The organism is Cytobacillus oceanisediminis (assembly GCF_022811925.1).
Taxonomy (GTDB): domain Bacteria; phylum Bacillota; class Bacilli; order Bacillales; family Cytobacillaceae; genus Cytobacillus; species Cytobacillus oceanisediminis_D.
In genome coordinates this window covers 2,899,445-2,921,591 of sequence record NZ_CP065511.1, presented here as the reverse complement: position 1 = coordinate 2,921,591, position 22,147 = coordinate 2,899,445, and the positions used below count along the sequence as shown (strand labels likewise).

The 22,147-nt window shown below is 44.3% G+C and carries 20 protein-coding genes; 19 read left to right on the top strand and 1 reads right to left on the bottom strand.

What is annotated here, in order from left to right; all coding sequences use genetic code 11:
• Window positions 1-12: 12 nt before the first annotated feature.
• From IRB79_RS14785 to IRB79_RS14760, 6 genes are all read left to right on the top strand, one after another.
• Window positions 13-1,086 carry a phosphotransferase family protein gene (locus tag IRB79_RS14785; protein ID WP_243503231.1) on the top strand — a complete coding sequence of 358 codons (1,074 nt, stop codon included), beginning with the start codon at window positions 13-15 and terminating at the stop codon, window positions 1,084-1,086.
• A gap of 1 nt (window position 1,087) precedes the next feature.
• A complete protein-coding gene (locus tag IRB79_RS14780) occupies window positions 1,088-1,828 on the top strand; it encodes a 2-phosphosulfolactate phosphatase (RefSeq protein WP_243503230.1) in 741 nt (246 codons plus the stop codon).
• Window positions 1,829-1,836: 8 nt separating this feature from the next.
• A complete protein-coding gene (locus IRB79_RS14775) occupies window positions 1,837-3,612 on the top strand; it encodes an acyl-CoA dehydrogenase family protein (RefSeq protein WP_243503229.1) in 1,776 nt (591 codons plus the stop codon).
• 27 nt (window positions 3,613-3,639) lie between these two features.
• Window positions 3,640-4,617, top strand: a complete 978-nt coding sequence (locus tag IRB79_RS14770; RefSeq protein WP_243503228.1) for a quinone oxidoreductase family protein — start codon at window positions 3,640-3,642, stop codon at window positions 4,615-4,617.
• 121 nt (window positions 4,618-4,738) lie between these two features.
• Window positions 4,739-5,515 (top strand): class I SAM-dependent methyltransferase, encoded by a 777-nt coding sequence (locus IRB79_RS14765; protein WP_243503227.1) that lies wholly within the window; start codon window positions 4,739-4,741, stop codon window positions 5,513-5,515.
• Window positions 5,516-5,526: 11 nt separating this feature from the next.
• Window positions 5,527-6,312, top strand: coding sequence for an SDR family oxidoreductase (locus tag IRB79_RS14760; RefSeq protein ID WP_243503226.1), 786 nt, complete (start codon window positions 5,527-5,529; stop codon window positions 6,310-6,312).
• A gap of 272 nt (window positions 6,313-6,584) precedes the next feature.
• Here the strand turns inward: IRB79_RS14760 and IRB79_RS14755 are convergent, their stop codons facing one another.
• A complete protein-coding gene (locus IRB79_RS14755; RefSeq protein WP_243503225.1) occupies window positions 6,585-7,769 on the bottom strand; it encodes an MFS transporter in 1,185 nt (394 codons plus the stop codon).
• A gap of 110 nt (window positions 7,770-7,879) precedes the next feature.
• On the opposite strand from IRB79_RS14755, the gene IRB79_RS14750 reads away from it, so the two are divergent.
• The 13 genes from IRB79_RS14750 (at window position 7,880) to IRB79_RS14690 (ending at window position 22,136) form a co-directional block, all read left to right on the top strand.
• Entirely contained in the window at window positions 7,880-8,917 is a 1,038-nt protein-coding gene (locus IRB79_RS14750) for a DmpA family aminopeptidase (RefSeq protein WP_243503224.1), read from the top strand.
• A gap of 215 nt (window positions 8,918-9,132) precedes the next feature.
• Window positions 9,133-10,491 carry an ethanolamine ammonia-lyase subunit EutB gene (locus tag IRB79_RS14745; protein WP_243503223.1) on the top strand — a complete coding sequence of 453 codons (1,359 nt, stop codon included), beginning with the start codon at window positions 9,133-9,135 and terminating at the stop codon, window positions 10,489-10,491.
• Between the two features lie 16 nt (window positions 10,492-10,507).
• Complete coding sequence (gene eutC / locus IRB79_RS14740; RefSeq protein WP_243503222.1) at window positions 10,508-11,374, top strand: ethanolamine ammonia-lyase subunit EutC; 867 nt, start codon at window positions 10,508-10,510, stop codon at window positions 11,372-11,374.
• 180 nt (window positions 11,375-11,554) lie between these two features.
• On the top strand, window positions 11,555-12,979 hold the full coding sequence (locus IRB79_RS14735; protein ID WP_243503221.1) for a sensor histidine kinase: 1,425 nt from the start codon (window positions 11,555-11,557) through the stop codon (window positions 12,977-12,979).
• Between the two features lie 2 nt (window positions 12,980-12,981).
• Entirely contained in the window at window positions 12,982-13,554 is a 573-nt protein-coding gene (locus IRB79_RS14730; protein WP_243503220.1) for an ANTAR domain-containing response regulator, read from the top strand.
• A gap of 183 nt (window positions 13,555-13,737) precedes the next feature.
• Window positions 13,738-14,997, top strand: a complete 1,260-nt coding sequence (gene eutH, locus IRB79_RS14725) for an ethanolamine utilization protein EutH (RefSeq protein WP_243503219.1) — start codon at window positions 13,738-13,740, stop codon at window positions 14,995-14,997.
• A gap of 28 nt (window positions 14,998-15,025) precedes the next feature.
• On the top strand, window positions 15,026-15,367 hold the full coding sequence (gene eutS / locus IRB79_RS14720; RefSeq protein ID WP_048011266.1) for an ethanolamine utilization microcompartment protein EutS: 342 nt from the start codon (window positions 15,026-15,028) through the stop codon (window positions 15,365-15,367).
• Window positions 15,368-15,380: 13 nt separating this feature from the next.
• Complete coding sequence (locus IRB79_RS14715; RefSeq protein ID WP_243503218.1) at window positions 15,381-15,881, top strand: EutP/PduV family microcompartment system protein; 501 nt, start codon at window positions 15,381-15,383, stop codon at window positions 15,879-15,881.
• A gap of 164 nt (window positions 15,882-16,045) precedes the next feature.
• Window positions 16,046-17,494, top strand: a complete 1,449-nt coding sequence (locus tag IRB79_RS14710) for an ethanolamine ammonia-lyase reactivating factor EutA (RefSeq protein WP_243503217.1) — start codon at window positions 16,046-16,048, stop codon at window positions 17,492-17,494.
• 17 nt (window positions 17,495-17,511) lie between these two features.
• The gene (locus tag IRB79_RS14705; protein ID WP_243503216.1) at window positions 17,512-18,876 is read left to right on the top strand and encodes an ethanolamine ammonia-lyase subunit EutB; all 1,365 of its coding nucleotides are present in this window, start codon (window positions 17,512-17,514) and stop codon (window positions 18,874-18,876) included.
• A gap of 12 nt (window positions 18,877-18,888) precedes the next feature.
• Entirely contained in the window at window positions 18,889-19,905 is a 1,017-nt protein-coding gene (gene eutC / locus IRB79_RS14700) for an ethanolamine ammonia-lyase subunit EutC (RefSeq protein ID WP_243503215.1), read from the top strand.
• 12 nt (window positions 19,906-19,917) lie between these two features.
• On the top strand, window positions 19,918-20,571 hold the full coding sequence (gene eutL / locus IRB79_RS14695) for an ethanolamine utilization microcompartment protein EutL (protein WP_243503214.1): 654 nt from the start codon (window positions 19,918-19,920) through the stop codon (window positions 20,569-20,571).
• A gap of 35 nt (window positions 20,572-20,606) precedes the next feature.
• Window positions 20,607-22,136, top strand: a complete 1,530-nt coding sequence (locus tag IRB79_RS14690; protein WP_243503213.1) for an acetaldehyde dehydrogenase (acetylating) — start codon at window positions 20,607-20,609, stop codon at window positions 22,134-22,136.
• Window positions 22,137-22,147: the final 11 nt, after the last annotated feature.

The following is a 22,147-nucleotide window of genomic DNA, read 5'->3' as shown; positions in this document are numbered from 1 at the left end:
AGGAGGAGTCACATGCCGCAGCAAATGAGCCAGGATACCATTCCTGTGAGAAAAGGGGAGCAATTGAACACCGCTGCACTGGAAAAATTCCTGCGGAGCGAGATTGGGAATCTTCCAAATGAACCACTCGAGATTCTGCAGTTTTCCGCAGGGCACTCCAATCTGACATATCAGCTGAAAATGGGAGAGTGGGAAGCAGTGCTCCGCAGACCTCCGCTTGGACCTGTCGCACCGAAAGCTCATGACATGGAGAGGGAATTCAGAGTGATTTCTGAGATCCATCCCTTTTTCAATGCAGCCCCGAAGCCGCTCCTTTTCACAGATAATAAAGAAATCGCCGGAGCAGCTTTTTTCATTATGGAAAGAAGGCATGGAGTTGTTTTAGATACCTCCTTTCCTGAAGGACTGGATGCAGATGAGGGAGTTTGCAGAAGGCTGTCTCAAATTATGGTTGATAAACTTGCCGAACTTCATTCCATTAACTATAAAAGTACCGGTTTAGTGGAAATCAGCAATCCCGATGGATTTATGGGAAGGCAGGTGCATGGCTGGATTGGCCGTTATGAGCGGGCAAAGACGGATGAAGTTTCTGAAGCGGATACACTGAAAAAGTGGCTGATCAATCATATCCCAGTAAGTCCGGAACCTTCCATCATCCATTATGATTACAAACTGAACAATGCTATGTTCAATGAGGATATGACAGAAATGGCCGGACTGTTTGACTGGGAGATGTCCACGGCAGGCGATCCGCTGGCAGACCTTGGTGCAGCGATGAGCTATTGGATTCAGGGGGATGATCCTGATCTGCTCAAGTTTGGCTTAGGTAAACCGCCAGTAACCGTTTTAAATGGCTTTTACTCCCGCAGGGAATTTATGGAGGCATATGCTAGAAAAACTGGCCGAGATCTCAGCAGCATGGATTTTTATTTAACATTTGCCTATTTTAAGCTCGCCGTCATTTGCCAGCAAATCTATTACCGCTACAAGAAAGGCCAAACAGGCGATCCCCGGTTTTCACAATTCAATTCATTCGTTAAAGTGCTCCTGAAACAGGCTGTACAGGCTGCAAATGAGAAAAACTGAGATGAAGAAAGTACATGTGATTTTAAAGAAAGAGGATATTTCAGAAAAGAAATTAAGTGAAGGCGGTAAAGTGTCGGTCGTTTTGGATGTTCTTTTGGCAACCACGACGATTACCTCAGCACTGGCAAATGGAGCTGCCGAAGTCATCCCTGTATTGGATGTTACGGAAGGGATTAATGTTGCTGCAGGCATGGAGCCGGAGACCTTTGTTCTTGCCGGCGAGATTCATGGGAAGCCGATTGATGGATTCGTGTATCCCATTCCAAGCCGCCTCCGGGAAATGATAAACGGCAAGAAGCTGATCCTGTCAACAACAAATGGAACGGTAGCTTTAAGAAAATCAGCCTGTGCCTCAAAAGTCTATATCAGTTCACTTTTAAACAATCGGGCAGTTGCAGAGTCCATAAAGGGAGAAGCTGAGACAGTCATCGTTATATGCTCAGGAAATTCGGGGGAATTCAGTTTGGAGGACTTTTACGGTGCAGGGCACTTTATCGACTGCTTAACCGAATATGATCAATTGGAAATGACCGATTCTGCAAAAGCAGCTTTGCATTTTTACCGGGGTGCATCAGGAAGCGCTTTTGATATCCTGTCATCATCCAGGGTAGGCAGGCTTTTTGCCCGGCACGGGATGGCAGAAGATTTAGAGTTCGCTTCACAGACTGACGTGGCAGCAATTGTACCTATTCTGAAAAATGGCAGAGCGGTCATCCATCAGACAGCTTTAAAAGGAGAGTGAATCCGTACATGGGAGAAGTAAATACAGCCAATCGCGGTGCGAGTTTTTTGTTCACTAAGCTTAATCCTGAAACACTTTTCACACCAGAGAATTTTACAGATGAGCATATCTTAATCGGCAGAACTGCTAAACAATTTACTGAAAAAATGGTTCACCCTGAAAAGGAACGTATTGAAAACCAGGAATTTGAGCTGGTAACGGATTTGCTGAGGAAGGCGGGCGGACTTGGCCTGCTTGCACATAGCATCCCTGAAAAATACGGCGGTCTTGGCCTGGATAAAATCAGCAAGGGGATTGTCGGTGAAAACATTGCTTCATCAGGAGGTTATGGGGTTGCCCACTCCAACCATACTTGCATTGCTACCCTTCCTATCACTTACTTTGGAACACCGGAGCAAAAAGAAAAATATTTGCCGAAGCTTGCCTCAGGTGAGTATATTGGCGCTTACTGCCTGACAGAACCAAACGCAGGCTCAGATGCCCTTTCCTCCCAGACAACGGCTGTTCTGAATGAAGAAGGAACACATTATATCTTAAATGGCACCAAGATTTATATTACCAACGCTGTATTTTCAGATACGTTTATTGTTTACGCTAAAGTGGATGGCCAGCATTTTACCGCGTTTATCGTTGAGCGTCATACACCAGGGCTTTCCCTTGGCCCGGAAGAAAATAAGATGGGAATTAAAGGGTCTTCAACAAGATCGGTCATTTTTGAAGATTGTCCTGTGCCAGCCGAAAATTTGCTTGGCGAAGTGGGCAAAGGCCATATTATTGCTCTGAACGTCTTGAATCTGGGCCGCTTCAATTTAGGTTCAGCGTGCATGGGGGCAGCCAAAACCGGATTGAAGAAAGCTCTTCATTTCACAGGGGAAAGAAAGCAATTTGGAAAGTCCATCGCTGATTTTCCGGCTACCAAGGAAAAAATCGCAAAGATGGCAGGGAAAATCTACGCTGCTGAATCGCTGCAGTATCGTACCGCTAATCTGCTGGAAGAATCATTAGGAGACTTATATGATTCATCTGATTTAAAGCTTATTGGAAAAAGAATGAGCGAATATGCCACTGAATGTGCCATCTGCAAGGTGTTTGGCTCGGAAACACTCGACTATGTGGCAGATGAAGCACTGCAGCTTCATGGCGGAGCAGGATTCATCAAGGAATACGGAGTGGAACAAATGTATCGTGATTCCCGCATTAACCGTATTTTTGAGGGAACAAATGAAATTAATAGATTGCTGATTCCTACACACCTTTTCCGTAAAGCATTGAAGGGTGAAATCGATTTAGCCGCAAGAGTGGAGGAGGCTGTTGTTCAGTTGAGCAAACCTGAACCAAACGGCCAGGCCATTTTTGAGAAAGAAAGAGCAGCGGTTGATACGATAAGAAACCTATTCCTCCTAAACGCCGGACTAGCCTATGAAGCATTTGGCAGCTCACTTGTTCATGAACAGGAAGCACTTATGAAGCTCGCCGATCTGGCCATTGCCCTGTATGCTTCAGAATCGGCTGTCTATCGTACTCATAAATCTATTCAAAAAAATGGTGAAGAAAAAGAAGAATTGAAAATTCTTCTGACAAGGACGTTTATCGAAGGTGCGATATGGGATGCAGAAAGACTATCCCGTCAGCTTGCGTTAGAATTGGCTTCAGAAGGGAAAAAAGGTCAATTGATCGGATTAGTCACCCGGGAATGCAGCAGGTTCAGTTCCTTTGGGAAGGAAAGTGCGAGGAACAGAAGGATCGCTGAGCTTGTATATGAAAAAGGGGAGTATTGCTGCTAGACATTTATTGAGAAGGAGTGTCTTAAAATGAAAGCCATCCAATTCAAAGAATATGGAGGACCAGAAGTCCTTAACTTAATAGAACTTGATCGGCCTCAGCCGACTGGACGTGAAGTATTAATCGAGGTACATGCCATTGGGGTGAACTATGCAGATACGGCAAGAAGAGAAGGACAATACGTCGTGCCGACTCCTCTGCCGTTCATTCCTGGTGCGGAAGTAGCAGGTGTTGTCGCTGCAGCAGGTGAAGATGCGAAAATTCCTGTTGGCACAAGAGTGGTTACGCTAATTGAATCAGGTGGCTACTCGGAGTTTGTAACAGCAGATGAAAGAGGGCTGATACCGCTGCCGGAAGGATTGGATTTCAAACTGGCTGCGGCTCTGCCCCTGCAGGGCTTGAGTGCCTATCATATTTTAAAAACGATGGGCAGGCTTGAAGCGGGTGAAAGCGTCCTTGTCCATGCAGCAGCAGGCGGTGTAGGAACACTTGCTGTTCAGCTCGCAAAATTATTCGGTGCAGGGACCGTCATCGCCACAGCCAGCACCGTTGAAAAACTTCAGCTTGCGAAAGAAATGGGAGCGGATGTTCTCGTAAACTATACAAAAGAAGGCTGGGAAAATGAAGTACTTGAAGCGACAGGCGGAAAAGGTGTAAATGTTGCACTCGAAATGGCAGGCGGGGAAATTTTTAATAAAACGCTGAAATGCCTTGCAACTTTTGGCCGCCTTGTCATTTATGGTGTGGCAAGCGGGGAGCAAAGCCGATTTTATCCTTCATCCTTAATGGGACGGAACCAATCAGTCATCGGATTTTTCCTTCCGCAGATTATGAGAAAACCCGAACTGCTGCAGCCGAGCATGAAGGAATTATTGACATATGCAGCTGAAGGAAAGCTGAAGCTGACAATTGGGGAAATCCATCCTCTTGAGGACGCTGCCAAAGTGCATGAAAGAATGCAGTCGAGGCAAACAAAAGGAAAGCTTATTCTTGTACCTGCAAGATAATCTTGAAGCCTGCCATTTAACATGTGGCAGGCTCTTTTTCTATTAAACTGACAGGAATATAGGGATTTGTATAGAACTAAATAGGAGAACTGTTCCAATTTTTGATGAGTGGTGATTTCTTATGGAAAAGGAAGAGGTAAAGAAAAAGGTACAAAATACTTTCGGTAAAAATGCAGAAAAATATGTGACAAGTAAAATTCATGGAGACGCGGCTGAATTAAATCAGCTCGTTCAAACCCTGAATCCCCAGAAGGATTGGGTGGTGTTAGATATCGCAACAGGGGGCGGGCATGTGGCCAAAAGTATGGCACCTTTTGTTTCCCAGGTCTTCGCAGCTGATTTGACAAAAGAAATGCTGGCCAATACCGCACGCCATTTGGAAAGTTTTAAAAATATCTGGTATGTCCTCGCGGATGCTGAAGCTTTGCCATTTCTGGATAAGTACTTTGATGCCGTAACCTGCCGGATAGCCCCCCATCATTTTCCCAATCCGGAAAAGTTCATTTCGGAAGCTGGAAGGGTTTTAAAACCAGGCGGCCATTTCCTGATGATCGATAACGTATCACCTGAAGAAAAAGAGCTGGCTGGCTTTATGAACACTGTTGAGAAATTGCGGGATGACAGTCATTACCGGTGTTTGTCGACAGGAGAGTGGAGAAAGCTATTTGCTGCTTACGGGCTGCATGAAACGAACTCGAAGAGCAGGAAGAAACAATTTGATTTCCCGTCCTGGGTAAGGCGGACAGCCGAAAGTGACGAACAGATTAGGGCGGTCGAAGATTATATTTTGCAGGCTGATCAAGCTGCTGCGGATTACTTTCAAATCGAATTACATGATGACGGCAGGGTGCAATCCTTTAAAGTGGATGAATGGATGGCACTTTGCGTCAAACAATAGGAGGAATTGTGATGGATTTAAACCTGAAAAATAAAAAAGCGCTTGTGGTGGCTTCAAGCCAGGGACTGGGTAAAGCAATTGCGGCACAGCTTGCACAGGAAGGCGCCAATGTGATGATTACAAGCAGGGATGAAGCAAAACTGCAAGCTGTTCAAAAGGAATTCCGTGACCAATATAATGCTGATATTGAGTATTACCGTGCAGATGTTACAAAGCCGGAAGATATAAAAGAGTTAGTCAAATATACAGCTGAAACCCTTGGCGGAATCGATATTTTGATCAATAATGCCGGCGGACCTCCCGGGGGAACGTTTGAATCCTTAACAGATGAAGATTGGGAAAAAGCATTTCAATTAAATCTATTAAGCCATGTAAGGCTGATCCGTGAGGCGCTTCCCGAATTAAAGAAAAATGGCGGCAGGATCATTAATATTGCTTCTTCTAGTATTAAGCAGCCGATACCAGGACTTCTGCTCTCCAATACTTTCCGATTGGGCATTGTCGGAATGACCAAAACACTCTCAGAGGAATTGGCAGCTTATAATATCTTAATCAATACAGTAGCTCCGGGAAGGATTGCGACGGACAGGGTTGATTATCTGGATCAGCATAACGCGGACCGGCAAAACATCTCCAAAGAAGAAGTTGCAGAAAGAGCCAAAAACAATATCCCGCTGCGCAGATATGGAACCCCGGAAGAGTTTGCGAACGTCGTAACTTTCCTAGCTTCCGACGCAAGCAGCTATGTGACTGGAAGCTCCATTTTGGTCGATGGCGGGATGGTGAAAGCATTATAGCAGGCTTTTTTTGTTCGGACAGCTAGTATGAGAGTCCGAACCCGGGTCAACTTCGGACAGAGAATTCGAAATACCCGGTGTGAGAGTCCGAACCTGGGTCAACTTCGGACAGAGAAGTAGGAAATCCAGGTGTGAGAGTCCGAACCTGGGTCAACTTCGGACAGAGAAGTCGAAAAACCCGGTGTGAGAGCCCGAACCCGGCGCACCTACTGGAAAACTCAGCATATTAAAAAGACGATTTTCCGCATCTCTCTGGAAAATCGTCTTTCTCGTTAACCTCGTTTTGTAATCAGTATCCAAATATATAATAGTATGGAGATCCCTACTGAACCGGCTGCTGTCATATAAATGCTGCTGTAGCCAAACAAATGGGCGATTTGACCAAAGACCATAGCACCTATCCCAACACCAAGATCAAAAAAGGAGAAGAACGTTGCATTGGCCATCCCGCGGCGATTGGCAGGCGCTTCTTTTACAGACCAGGCCTGTAGGGCAGGCTGGACCGATCCAAATCCTAGACCATAAAGAATGGCCGCTATATACATGATCATGCTGTCAGGCAGCCATGCCAGCAGGAACATGGCTGCTAAAATCAGCACCGCACCAGGTAAAAACACAGCCTGATGCCCCCTTTGATCATATAATCTGCCGGCAAAAGTCCGCGAAATCATTAAGGCAATCGCAAACAGCAGGAAATACCAGTGTATTCCGCCTATGCCTTTTTGAGCAGAGTATATTGGAAGAAACGAAGCGATGCCCCCGAAGGTGACCGTAATGAAAAATAAAAGAAATGAAGGCCTTAAGGCACTTTTTTCATAGATGTCCCACCGCTTCAAGGGAACACTTTGTTTTTCAGCCTGCCTGTACTTGATTCTCGATGATAATACCAGTGCGGCTAAACCCAGCAGGGCACAAATTAAAAATAAGAGTTTGAAGGATATAACTCCGGCCAGCGCCAGTCCCAGGGTGGGGCCGAAAGCCAGGGCTATGTTCCCGGAAAGACCGAAGTAGCCCATCCCTTCCCCGCGCCGCTTAGCAGGTATCAAATCGGTGGCAATCGTTCCGGAGGCTGTAGTTGAAAAACCCCAGCCAAATCCTTGGACAATCCTTAAGACAAATAAGAAGATTAAACTATTAACAAATCCAAAAGAACCAACCGAAAGAACGAAAATCGCGAGGCCCGTTAAATAGACAAAACGCCTTCCCTTCGTCTCCAGCGTATGCCCTGCATAAGGACGCAATAGCAGGGCAGAGAATGTAAAGATGCCGACTACAATCCCGATCAGCTGGTCATTCCCTCCCAATTTTTCTACAAAAAGAGGGATGGTGGGCAATGTCATTTGAAATCCGAGAAAAATAAAAAAATTGGACATCAATATGAGCACAAAATCTCTAGACCAAATCTTATCAGAGCCTGCACTCTGTTTTTTTGCATCACTAGCTATAGTATGAGCCATATAAATCCTCCCAAAAACGATGTAAAATGATTAGGTAATCTAAATATTTTTCTATTATAAATGAAAACAAATGGAAATTCTAATGAATGCCATTTTTAAGGAGGAGCCAAATGAAGATTAGAGAAAGAGGAGTAACGATTGGAAAACTGCAGCCTGGCAAAAAGAATTGCATTACAGATGTAGAAGGGGTCCTGGTAGGCCAATTCACTCTGGATTATCCCCTCGATGATGGCCAACATGTCTGTACTGGTGTAACCGCAGTTTTGCCTCATGGAGGGAATTTATTCCGTGAAAAGGTCCCGGCAGCGAGCTATGTCATCAATGGCTTTGGAAAAACGACGGGTCTGGTACAGGTCGAAGAATTAGGCCTTATTGAATCTCCCATCATGCTGACAAACACATTTGGAGTTCCAGCGGTCACACATGGAACCCTGGAATACTTGTTACGAACTACTCCTGAAATTGGAGGCACAACTGGAACGGTCAATATCGTCGTGGGAGAATGCAATGATGGGTACCTAAATTCCATTCGGACACTTCCTGTGAGACCGGAACATGCAATAGCAGCCATTGAAAATGCCAATCCGGAAAGAGCGGAGGAAGGTGCTGTCGGAGCAGGGAAAGGCATGGTGTGTTTCGGATATAAGGGCGGAGTAGGAGCGTCATCGCGAGTCATCAGCGAAGAACAAAGCTCAAAAGAATACATACTCGGGTGTCTGGTGGTCACCAATTTTGGCAATAAAGATGAATTTCCATTCAGCAAATACGGCCTGTCGGAAATTCCCCAGGAAACGAAGGACACGCCTGATGGTTCGATTATGATCATCCTGGCCACGAACGCACCCGTGAGTGACAGGCAGCTGAAAAGGCTTGCCAAAAGATGCGGCATTGGCCTCGGCCGGACAGGCAGCCATTTCAGCAACGGCAGCGGGGATATTGTCATTGCTTTTTCAACTGCCAGAACCATTTCTCACCAGAGCACTGAACAAGTTGAATTTGCACATTTGATCAGAGACGACCATCCGATTATGAACAAGCTTTTCCAAGGTGCTGCAGAAGCGGCAGAGGAAGCAATTCTGAATTCCTTATCCCAGGCCGAAACGACGAAAGGGCGGGAAGGAAGAATGGTGGAGAGGATGTTTTCATAAGACATTTATTTACATTTAAAAAAGTCTATCTTTTCAGTTAATTACTTGATATAATTATGGACAAGTGAAAATACTAGGTGAGGGCGCCTTAATAGGTAAGCTGTTTTATGGCTTATACTGTTAAGGCGCCTTTTTGTATGGAGCGGAATGTAACCGCTTACTGTAATGATTATAGTTGTTGCAGACCGCTCCCTATACTCGAAGGGAGGCTATTTATGTTTACATGTACCTTAAAGAATGAAACCTATCAATTCCGTTCAATTGCAGATGTTTTGGCAAAAGCCAGTGAGGAGAAATCAGGGGATAAAATGGCAGGCATTGCTGCAGGATCTTCTCTTGAACGAATGGCAGCCAAAGTGGGGTTAAGTGAAATAACACTAAAGGAAATATACGAGAATCCGGTTATTCCGTATGAAATGGATGAAGTAACCCGCATAATATATGATGATCTTAATCTTTTTATTTATAAAGAAATCGCAAACTGGTCTGTTGGAGAATTAAGGGATTATATTTTGTCCCACCAAACCAGTACCTCGGATTTGTTCAGAATCAGCAGGGGTCTGACGAGCGAAATGATCTCCGCTGCAGCAAAGCTGATGTCGAGCATAGACCTTGTAATAGCTTCACAGAAAATCAGGCCAACTGCCCATTGCAACACAACGATTGGCGAGCCTGGACGCCTGGCATTCCGCTGCCAGCCAAATCATCCCATTGATAATCCCGAAGGTATTCTTGCATCCATGAAAGAAGGCCTGTCCTATGGTTCGGGTGATGCCGTCATAGGTGTGAACCCCAACAATGACTCTGTTGAATCAGTCTCGAGAATTTTACATATGACCCATGATTTTATTCAAAAGTGGGAAATCCCAACGCAGAACTGTGTTCTTGCCCATATTACAACACAAATGCATGCCCTCAAAAAAGGTGCCCCTATAGCGCTTATGTTCCAAAGCCTTGCGGGTACACAGGAGGCAAATGATGATTTTGGAGTTTCAAAGGATATTCTGGATGAAGCCTTTCAGCTGATGGCTACACAAGGCACATCAACTGGCCCGAATCAGCTATACTTCGAAACTGGCCAGGGATCGGAAGTATCGCTGGATGCCCATCTTGGCATAGATATGCAGACACTCGAAGCACGTACCTATGGATACGCCCGGCATTGGAAGCCGTTCATGGTTAATAATGTATCAGGTTTTATCGGGCCTGAAACAATTTATGACGGCAAACAGGTGATTCGTGCAGATCTCGAGGACCTTTTTATGGGGAAAATGCATGGACTTCCGATGGGGATAGCCCCTACATATACCAACCATATGCAGGCAGATCAAAATGATCAGGAAATCGCCGGTATGCTGACTGCTCTTGCCGGTGCGAATTTTTATATGGGCGTGCCTGGCGGAGACGACGTTATGCTAAGCTATCAGGATACCAGCTATCATGATGATGCAAGCTTAAGAGAAATGCTTGGGCTCCGCCCCCTGCGTGAATTCGAGATATGGCTGGAGAAGATGGGAATTATGGAAAATGGCAAACTAACCGAACGTGCGGGAGATCTATCTATTTTTAAGTAGGAAGGGGGAATCAGTAATGGATATTCAGACAATCGTAAAGCAGGTAATGGAAGAGCTCCAGAAAGAAGGGCAAATAAAAAGCAAACCTATGGCAAAAGAATCTGCAGAAACAGAGGAATCAAATGTCCGTAATATCATTTACGAAAAGATCAAACAAGTGGGCGTAGAACAGCCAGCCAATCGGGAAGAGATCGAGAAGGCGCAATCCATTACTCCAGCCAGAATTGGGATAGGGCATACAGGAACACGTATGAAAACAAAGAATTACCTGGAATTCAGGATAGATCACGCAGCAGCCCAGGACGCAGTGTTTAAAGACGTTTCTGAGGATTTGCTGAAGGAATTAAAGCTGCCTTTGCTCTTTTCAAAATCTGAAACGATGGACCAATACTTAATGGACCTGGACAGCGGGAGACAACTCAATGAAACATCCAGAAAATGGGCTGCAGAAAATCTTCCGAAAAATAAACAGGTTCAAATCATTGTATCGGATGGATTGAGTTCAACAGGTGTTGAAGCAAATATAAGAGATCTGCTGCCTGCGCTTGTGCAAGGCTTAAAATCGAAAAAGATTACCATTGGAGATCCTGTTTTTATAAAGCGGAGCAGAGTTTGGATTCAGGATGATGTAGCATCTATTGTCAATTGTGATTGCGTCATTTCACTCATAGGAGAAAGGCCTGGATTGGCAACCGCTAAAAGCATTAGTGCCTACCTGATATACCAGCCCAATGAGGATACTGTCGAAGCAGATCGCACTGTTATCAGCAATATTCATGAGGGAGGGGTTCCCCCTGTTGAGGCGGGTGCCCATCTGGCCGATTTGATAGAGGCAATATTAAAGCATAAAGCCAGCGGTGTAAAATTAGCACAGCTTAAATAGTATAGGAAGGCAGCAGGATTCCATTTTTTCCAGCTGCCTTTTCCATTCTCCAGGAGAATTCCATAACTGTACCAAATTTCCTATTAAACAATCGAAAACGATGTTGACATTCTTCTGCATTCCCTTTAATATTTTTATATATTCTGACACTTTTAAAAATTTATTGGGAGATCTCCGTTTATGCCAAACTTCTCAGTCGAAGAGTTATGCACTCTTCATACAAGTCTTTCAAAAATGGATGTCGAAAGGATTAAAGAGGTCTCTGCCAATCTTTCATTAATCGCCGATCTGAACCAGGCAAACGTTTTTGTTGATTGTCCTACTAAAGAAGGGAAACATGCGATAGTAGTAGCTGAAGCTGCCCCAAATACTGCTAAATCAGTTTATCAGAAGCCTGTCGCAGGCAAGTTCGCCTATGAAGCTTTTGAACCCGCCGTTTTATATACCCTGAGGACAGGGAAAAATATGTTTCTCAATCGCGCCTTGACACAGGAGGGCAAGACGGTGGAACAAAGCGTCGTGCCGATTAAAGGATCAGAGGACCGTGTCATCGGAGCACTGATTATGGAGAAGGATATCAGTGAAAAGCTTCAGCGGCAGCTCAAATTGGAAGCGTTATCAGAAGCGACAGAAACCTTGAGCGGAATACTCATTGGAATGGCAGAGGATCGGCCGATCATTCCAGAGGTTATTGAGGAATCACTATTCTTTATTGACCATGAAAATAAGGTTGTCTATAACAATCCATCAGCTACCAATCTCATTCACGAAATCGGTAAGGAAGATTGCAGGCCCGGCGTTCCGCTGATTGAGTGCTTTCCATGTATTCAAGAAATTCTTAACGAGCCGGAAGAGCTCCTTGTAAAAGAAATGAAAATGATGAATAAGGTATTCCGTGTTAAGAAGATAAGTCTTGATCTACCCGGTAAGTCGAATGGGACCTTCATCATCCTTAAAGATCTGACCGAGCTCAGGGAAAAGGAACGGGAGATTGCTGTTAAATCTGTGGCCATTCGGGAAATCCATCACCGTGTTAAAAATAACCTGCAGACTGTTGCCAGCCTTTTGAGGCTTCAGATGAGAAGGGGTGTGCCAGAAGAAAGCAAGGTGCATTTCGTGGAAAGTCTGAACCGCATTTCAAGTATTGCCTCGGTGTATGAAATTATTCTTTCGAGCTCAAGTGTGGATGAAGTGGATATTTACAGTTTAATAGAGAAAATTGGCAATATGCTGGTCCATGAAGCAAAACACGAGCAGAAAAAGATACATATTCAGTACAGGGGACCAAAGCTTTTAATCGACTCTGAAAAAGCTGTATCCCTGTCTCTGGTCATCAATGAACTTATACAGAATTGTGTAAAGCACGCATTTAGACATATGCATGAAGGGATAGTCGAGGTCTGTTTCGAATATTCCAATGGTGAAATTAAGGTTGAAGTGATTGATAACGGTGAAGGATATTCCCCGGAAGCAAAACCTTCTCTAGGCTTAGATATTGTGAAAATGATGATCGAGCACGATCTATCCGGTCATTTTTTAATCGAACGGGCTGAAACAGGGACCATTGCTGCTGTGCAATTTCCCTTTGAAAGGAAGGCGGAATAGCTGTGAAAAAAAGAATTATGGTTGTGGAGGATGAATCAATTGTCCGCATGGACTTAAGCTTGATGCTCCAGGACGCTGGCTATGAAGTAGTTGCTGAGGCAGGCGATGGTGAAAGGGCAGTCGAGCTTGCTTTTTCATTAAAGCCTGATTTAATCCTAATGGATATCAAGATGCCTAATCTGAATGGACTAAAAGCAAGTGAAATCATTTCCAATAAAATCAATACACCCATCCTGCTCCTTACAGCATATAGTCAGCGGGAATATATTGATAAAGCCAAACAGGCAAATATACTCGGCTACCTTGTTAAGCCTGTTAATGAAGCCAGTCTGATTCCCGCGGTTGAGATTGCGCTTAGGCAGGCAGAGAATGCAAATGCATTCCGGGAACAAGTGGAATCCATGAATCAAAAGTTAAATGAAAGAAAAATAGTTGAAAAAGCAAAAGGCATTTTAATGCAAAAGTTTAACATGCCGGAAGAAGATGCTTTTAGGAAAATGCGAAAGATCAGCATGAACAAACAGGTTACACTGGAAAATGTGGCAAAGCGTATCATAGTAAAATATAACGCTTAATATCTTTTACAAGTGGATAGAACAGGCAAGGGTGCCATGCGTCTGCAAAAAGCTGACGTACGGCACCTTTTTGTCTTTTTACTTATTCTTATACTATCAAGCTGCTATTTTATCCTATTTTTCTTGTAAAGAAGCTGCACGATTCCGTTAACATATAAAAACTTTTTAGGGAGGGATTTATTTATGGAAATCGTAGGTAAAATTGTTATTTACATTATCATGGCTTGTGCTGTAGCTGGAGCCTTTGCAGCCATCCGCAACAGTGATGAGGGGTTAGGAAAGCAATTTATGGAGGGTCTTCATGCCGTAGGCCATATTTTTGTTCCGGCTGCCGGGATCATGGCTTCCATTCCATATTTATCTTGGTTTATCGATAAGGTCTGCGGTCCATTTTTTGCTGCGATCGGGGCAGATCCTGCAATAGCTGCAACTGCCATATTGGCAACCGATATGGGCGGCTACCAGTTAGCTGAAGTGTTAAAGCAAACACAGGAAGGCTGGATCATGGCGATGATTGTCGGTTTTATGGCGGGTGCAACCATTGTTTTCTCCATACCGATGGGCCTGGCCATGCTTGATAAGAGAGACCATAAATATATGGCTCTTGGTGTGATGTCAGGCGTTTTGACCATTCCAATCGGTGCTTTCATTTCAAGTGTGATTATTGCGGTTTCCAGCTCAAGTTTCAGGGATTTCATTTCCACATCCGGCGAGGCAAAATATCAGTTCGCGCTCGGTTTGGGACAAATCTTATTGAATTTAAGTCCGCTTTTAATCTTTGTTGTCCTGATTGCACTTGGGTTATATTTCCTGCCAGATTTAATGATCAACGGGTTCATGTGGTTTGGACGTATATTAGATGCGGGAATTAAGCTGGTTTTGGTCTTTTCCATCGTGGAAATTTTTACTGGATTATTCTCAACTGTTTTTGGAGGATGGGGCTTCCACCCAATCATGGCGGATTCGGAGGATCAGTTCCGGGCGCTTGAGACTGCCGGCTATATTGGGATCATGCTTGCCGGTGCATTTCCGATGGTTTATCTTCTTCAAAAGTATGCCGGCGGCCCGCTGGAGGCACTTGGCCGTAAAGTGGGATTAAGCAAGGAAGGGAGTGCTGGGATAGTTGCCACAATCGCGAACATCCTTGCGATGTTTAAATTGGTCAGAACAATGCCGCCTAAAGATAAAGTCATTAATATTTCCTTTGCAGTCTGTGCGGCTTTTTTGCTTGGTGACCATTTATCCTTTACAGCAAATTTTCAGCCAACACTAATCCTTCCAATTATAGCCGGTAAAATTTCTGCTGGGGTCATCGGAATCGGTTTAGCGTACTGGCTATCTGTGCCTAAGGCTCTGGAATTGGAGAAAAAAGACCGTGAAGCTGGTATTATCGGAAAAGATGAATATTTAACGAAAGAAGAAAAAGTAAAAAAAGCAATATAAGCAGCAGTCACCTGGGAGGGCCTAAGCAATGAATGAAGAAAAACAACGATTTATTCAAGAGTTTGTGCCGGGAAAACAAGTAACACTCAGCCATTTGATCGCAAATCCAGATCCGGATATGTTTGAAAAACTGGGGATCCAGCAGGCAGGAGCGTTAGGGATTTTAACACTGACACCAAGTGAAACGGTTATCATTGCAGGAGATCTGGCGACGAAAGCTGCAGATGTGCAGATCGGGTTCCTGGACCGATTCACAGGCAGCCTTGTGATAGTCGGAACCGTATCAGCTGTGCAAATGGCCATGGAGGAAATCAACCGCTTTTTATCTGAAACATTGAGGTACACTCCTTCAGAAATAACTAAATCATAAGGAGTGGTATTTAATGACCAAAATGAACAGAGCGATGCTGATCGGTTCAATCGGAGCTGGAAAGTCGACTTTAACAAATGCTCTTCTTGGCCGCAAAGCGGAAGCGGTTAAAACACAGGCACTGAACTATTATGACTGGATTGTGGATACGCCGGGGGAATACACAGAGAATCCATTTTTCTATAAAAATATCATGGCTACGGCACTCGAAGTGACCCATGTATTATATTTGCAGGATTCTACAAACCGGAAAACCATTTTTCCACCGGGTTTTAGCAGAGGGTTTAATAAGCTCCCAATTGGAGTCGTGACAAAAAGCGATTCTGATCAAGCGGATGTAAACTCAGCAATCAGGCAGCTTAGAAGTGCAGTTCCGAAAGGACCTATTGTCATTACTTCTTCTATTTCCGGAAAAGGAATAGAAGAGATACGCTGCCTGGTGAAATGCCATTCTCTTCAAGAAATGAAGGATTATGCAGATTCATTGCCGGATGATGTCGTAATTTTCAGATGAAACCCTTTACAAAATGAAGATAATAGAATATATTTTAATTATACAAAAAAATATATCAGGCAAAGGCGCCTTGTATGAACAATCAATTAATGGTTGCTCATATGGGGTGCCTTTTTTTATTTTCCTGCATAATAGTTAATTCGTTGAAAAAAGGCGGGGGGATCATGTTGAAGCGTTACGATGCACAAAAAGAGAATATAATCAGCGCAGGAATCGACATCGGAACGAGTACGACCAAACTCGTCATCAGCAGATTTTCTCTCATGAACATGGCTGGCGGAACCCATATGCCGCGAATCGAAATTATCGAAAAAGAAGTGCTCTACCGGAGCCCGATTTACCGGACTCCTCTTTTAACCGCTTCATCAATTGATATTGAAGCTGTAGAGAGGCTTGTCAGAGAGGAGTATATTACTGCGGGAATCGAGCCGGGTGATATTAAAACTGGTGCTGTCATTATTACAGGAGAAACGGCAACAAAACAAAATGCCGAAGAAATGGTCCATTACTTATCTGCCCATGCAGGAGATTTCCTTGTCGCTACTGCCGGTCCTGATTTAGAAGGAATCATTGCTGCAAAAGGTTCAGGAGCCTATGAATTATCCAAAAGGACTGGAAAAACTGTGGCTAATATTGATATTGGCGGAGGCACTGCCAATGCTGCAGTTTATCGTTCGGGAAGACTATGCGGGACATGCACGCTGCATATCGGCGGCAGACTGATTGAATTTACAGACGGCAAAATAAAAAGTATTTCTCCTCCTGTTCAAAAAATCCTTCGGCAATGGGGGGCTGATTTAAAAATAGGGGACACCCGAAATCACCCTATCATCGAAAAACTGACAGACTACATGGCGGAAGTAATTGGCCGAATGCTAAGGAAGGATCTTCATCAGGATGATTTGCCTCTGCTTCTGGGACATGATCCAAATTGGACAGAGGATATAGATTACATTATGTTTTCCGGCGGAATCAGTGAATGCCTGTACCAATTTGAAAACGCTGAATCCTCTCCTGCTCAATATGACGATATTGGTAAAATGCTGGCACAGTCATTACGAAATTGCCGTGAGCTGGCCTCCTTTAAATGGGTCGAACCGGATGAAACGGTCAGGGCAACAGTTCTCGGAGCAGGTACACAAACGACTGAAATCAGCGGGGCAACCATCCATGCTGAAGGCCATGAATTGCCAATTCGCAATTTGCCAGTCTATCAGATCCGGTTTGATTACAATCTGGAAAAAGGTCTCAATCAGATTCAAGAGGCAGTAAAAAAGGCGGTGGAAATTTATGATCCTCAGCAGGAGGGACAAAATTTCGCCATGTATTTAACGGCACTGCCATATTTGGGCTTCCGTGATATCCAGGAGTTATCTTCAGTCCTGCTGAAATCCTTACAAGCAAAGCCGATACCAGAACAGCCGCTTGTTGTCGTATTAGAAAGCGACCACGCTAAAGTCCTTGGCCAGACGATTAAAGTTCAGGAAACAAAGCAAAGTATCGTATGCATCGACCAGATTAAGGCAGAGCATGGCGATTACATAGATATCGGCCACCTGCTTCAAACCAATGTAGTACCTGTTGTCATTAAAACATTGACATTCCATCAGTAAGAAAGGAGGGATTATTTATGAAGCTGCAAACCAGTCATTTAGGAAATGTGTATCAGTTCGAAAATCTAAAAGATTTATTTGCCAAAGCGAACGAGGAAAAATCAGGGGACCGCCTGGCGGGAATCGCAGCGGAAACCGTTCAGGAACGAATTGCCGCTAAATTGGTACTAAGTCATTTAACATTAGCGGATATCCGAGAATATCCTATCCTTTCTCCTGAAGAGGATGAGGTTTCAAGAATTATAGAAAACCAGGTTAATGAGCCCGTTTATCAGAGCATAAAAAATTGGTCAGTTGCTGAACTTCGTGAATATATCCTGAGTGATGACACGACAGGTGAAGATTTAAAACGAATCAGCAGGGGATTGAACAGTGAAATGATCGCCGCTGCCGCAAAAATCATGTCCAATCTTGATCTTGTTCATGCGGCAAACAAAATCGAAATACTAACCAAATGCAATATAACGATTGGATATAAAGGAACCCTGGCTTCCCGTCTTCAGCCTAATCATCCAACCGATAATGTGGATGGCATGATCGCCTCTCTCAAAGAAGGTCTATCCTACGGCATAGGGGATGCAGTGATTGGAATAAACCCTGTGGATGATTCGGTTGAGAGTGTAAAGAGATTGCTCCATGCCACACATGCTTTTATTAAAGACTGGGAAATACCAACACAAAACTGTGTGCTTGCGCATGTAACAGCTCAAATGAAGGCAATTGAACAGGGAGCACCCGCCGATATGATCTTCCAAAGCATCGCTGGAACAGAGGCTGCCAACCGGTCATTCGGAATTACCGCCTCACTACTTGAGGAAGCAAATGATATGGCAAGAACTCTCGGCACCGGCACCGGGCCACAGCGTTTATATTTTGAAACGGGCCAAGGTTCAGAGCTTTCCGCTGAAGCTCATTTTGGAATGGATCAGATGACACTGGAATCGAGAAATTACGGTTTTGCCCGGCATTATGACCCTTACATCGTAAATACAGTGGTAGGTTTCATTGGGCCTGAGTATTTGTACAACAATAAGCAAGTCATCAGGGCTGGGCTTGAGGACCATTTTATGGGGAAAATGCACGGCATCCCAATGGGTGTTGATATATGCTACACGAACCATATTAAGGCCGATCAAAATGATATCGAAGACCTTGGCGTACTCCTGACAGCAGCTGGAGTGAATTTTATTATTGCTGCCCCAATGGGAGATGATTGCATGCTCAATTACCAATCCATGAGCTATCATGACGTTGCCACCCTTAGGCAGACAATGAATAAGCAGCCATCTCCAATATTCAGGGATTGGCTTGAGAAAATGGGAATCTTCGAAAATGGAAGGCTGAGCAAAATCGCAGGCGATCCAACCATTTTTTCACGATAGGAGTTGAAATGAATGAATCCTGAACTGATTGAAAAAGTAACACGCCTTGTAGTGGAAAAACTTCAATCGCAGCAAACCTCTGATGTGAAAGGGCAAGAAAGCAGCGCAGGAGTGAAATTTTGGAACCATACATCAAAACCCAGCGAAGAACCATCCAAGATGTCGGTTGAGATTATCGAGACTGGAAAACAGGATGCAGACGGTTTAATAAAAATTAATAGCTATCAGAATACAAACGATTTTAAAATGACCTCAACAGATAAAGCCAGTCATGATAGAACCGAAAGTTATTCAGAAAAGACAGGCATTGATAATCCGGCAGATCCAGTTGAGCTTGAGGCACTTAAGAGCAAAACACCTGCAAGAATCGGTGTGGGAAGAGCAGGTACAAGACCGAAGACAGACACATGGCTGAAATTCCGCTTCGACCATGCAGCCGCAGTCGATGCTGTCTATGGAGATGTAAATGACGAGCTTATAAACCGTCTTGGACTCTTTAAAGTCAATACGATGGTGAATGAAAAAGAAGTGTACATCCGCAGGCCAGATTATGGCAGAAAGCTATCAGAAGAAGCAAAAAAAATCATTCTTGCTAAATGCCAAAAGGAACCGGCTGTTCAAATCATTCTGTCTGACGGGCTGAGCTCAAGTGCCATTGAAGAAAATGCAGAGGATGTATATTTATCCCTTCAGCAATCCCTGAAAAGTTTAGGCCTCGATATGGGGACGCCTTTTTATATCGAAAAAGGCAGGGTGGCTGTTATGGATGAAGTAGGAGAACTCCTGAAGCCAAAAGTAGTTGTTTTACTGATTGGCGAACGTCCTGGTTTGGTCAGTGCAGAATCACTGAGTGCCTACCTTTGCTATGAACCCCGAAAAGGAACGATCGAAGCTGACCGGATGGTAATTTCCAATATACATAAAGGCGGAATCCCTCCCGCAGAGGCTGGCGCCTATCTCGGGACGGTCATCCAAAAAGTTATAAAGTATGAAGCAAGTGGTGTATCGCTGGTGAAAAAGGAAGGGTAGGAGGCAGAAAAAATGGGATTAGAACGAATTCACGCCGATATATTGGCTGTTCGGGTGATAGCTAATGTGGACCAAGAGCTTGCAAAGCAGTTTCAGCTTCAGCCCCATCACCGAAGCCTGGCGATTTTCACCTCTACAGTCGATGACGTAGGCTATACCGCACTCGATGAAGCTACTAAAAGAGCTGATGTCGAAGTGGTTTATGCCAGGTCCTTTTATGCGGGCGCTGCTCATGCTTCTGGGCCATTATCAGGTGAAATGATTGGAATTATTGCAGGGCCTTCTCCTGATGAAGTCAAAAGCGGTATGGAGGCAGTACTTCAGACAGCTGAATCCGATGCTTATTTTGAAGCGCTTGATCAGGAAAAAGCGCATGCCATTTATGCACATGTTGTTTCCAGAACAGGGTCCTATCTGTCAAAGGAAGCAGGAATCAATATCGGAGAGCCTATAGCATATCTAATAGCCCCGCCATTGGAAGCCGTTTATGGACTTGACGCTGCTCTAAAGGCAGCGGATGTAGAAATGGTTAAATTTTTCGGGCCGCCTTCGGAAACCAACTTTGGCGGAGGGCTGCTGACCGGCTCTCAATCAGCCTGCCAGGCAGCAGCTGATGCTTTCCGGGATGCCATTATGGAAATTTCTCAGAATCCTATAAAGTACTAATTCTTTCAAAATATCCTGAAAGGAGCGTGGGAATCTTGCAATTTGATCATGATCTTCAATCTATGCAGGAAATGCGGAATGCTGTAAAGCGGGCTAAGGAAGCGCAGTTAAAGTATATGGCCTTTACGCAGGAGCAGGTCGACGAAATCGTCAAAAAAGCCGCTGATGCTGCTTATGCCAAGTCACTTTACCTTGCCCGGATGGCGGTAGAGGAAACAGGGATGGGCATAGTCGAGCACAAAAAAATTAAAAACGAAGTCGGTTCCAAGGCTGTCTATGAGTCTATCAAAGATGAAAAGACAGTAGGCATCATAAGTGAAGATCAGGTAAATAAAGTAACGGAAATTGCCTATCCTTACGGTGTCATTGCAGGCATCATTCCAACGACTAACCCTACTTCAACAGCCATTTTTAAAGCGCTGATTGCTCTAAAAACAAGAAATGCCATTGTCGTGAGCCCTCATCCAAGGGCAGTGAGATGTACAGTTGAAGCTCTAAAAATTGTCAATGAAGCAGCCATACAGGCAGGTGCACCAGAAGGATTGATTGGATGGATCTCAAAGCCTTCAATGAGTGCAACAAACGAATTAATGAAGCATCGCGACATCAATCTCATTTTAGCAACAGGCGGCGGCGGACTGGTCAGGGCTGCGTATAGCTCAGGCAAGCCTGCCTATGGAGTAGGACCTGGAAATGTGCCTTGCTATATTGAAAAAACCGCTAAGGTGGCCCAGTCGGTGAGAATGATTATTGACAGTAAATCTTTTGATAATGGAACGATTTGCGCTACTGAACAATCGATTGTCGTCGATCGCAACATCAAAGAAATGACCATGAGAGAACTCAGAAATAATGGGGCTTATCTCTTAAATAAGCAAGAAAAGGCGGCTTTGGAAAAAGTCATTTCACCTTCACCGGGAAAGCTGAATCCGGATATCGTCGGTCAAAGTGCTGTTAAAATCGCAGCCATGGCTAGTATCCAAGTTCCGGAAGAAACAAGAGTTTTAATTGCTGAAGAAACTGGAGTTGGCAAAGACATACCATTTTCAATTGAAAAATTATCTCCGGTTTTTGCTCTTTATACAGCGGAAAGCTGCCAGGATGCAAAAGAAATCTGCCTGCAGCTCCTCAATTTGGGCGGAAGAGGGCATAGCTTCTCAATTCATACGAATGATGATGCAGTAGCTAAGGATTTTGCTCTCGTAATGCCTGTTTCGAGGATGATGGTCAACACGCTGTCCTCGATTGGTGCTGTTGGGGCGACAACCGGATTGATGCCTTCTCTGACTCTGGGATGCGGTTCATTCGGCGGCAACATTACCTCTGATAATGTAACAGCACGCCACCTGATCAACATTAAAAGAATGGCTTATGGAACTAATGAAGTCACCATCCCAAAACCGGCATCATCATCTTCTATAGCTGAAGAAGAACATGCCGGCAGCCAGGATGTTGATCATATTGTTAGTCAAGTTCTTCAGCAAGTATCGCCAGATGGCGAAGTCGATGCAAAGATGATTGCCGACATGGTCAATCAAGTGATGAAAAAATATCAAACTAACTAATTAGGAGGAAA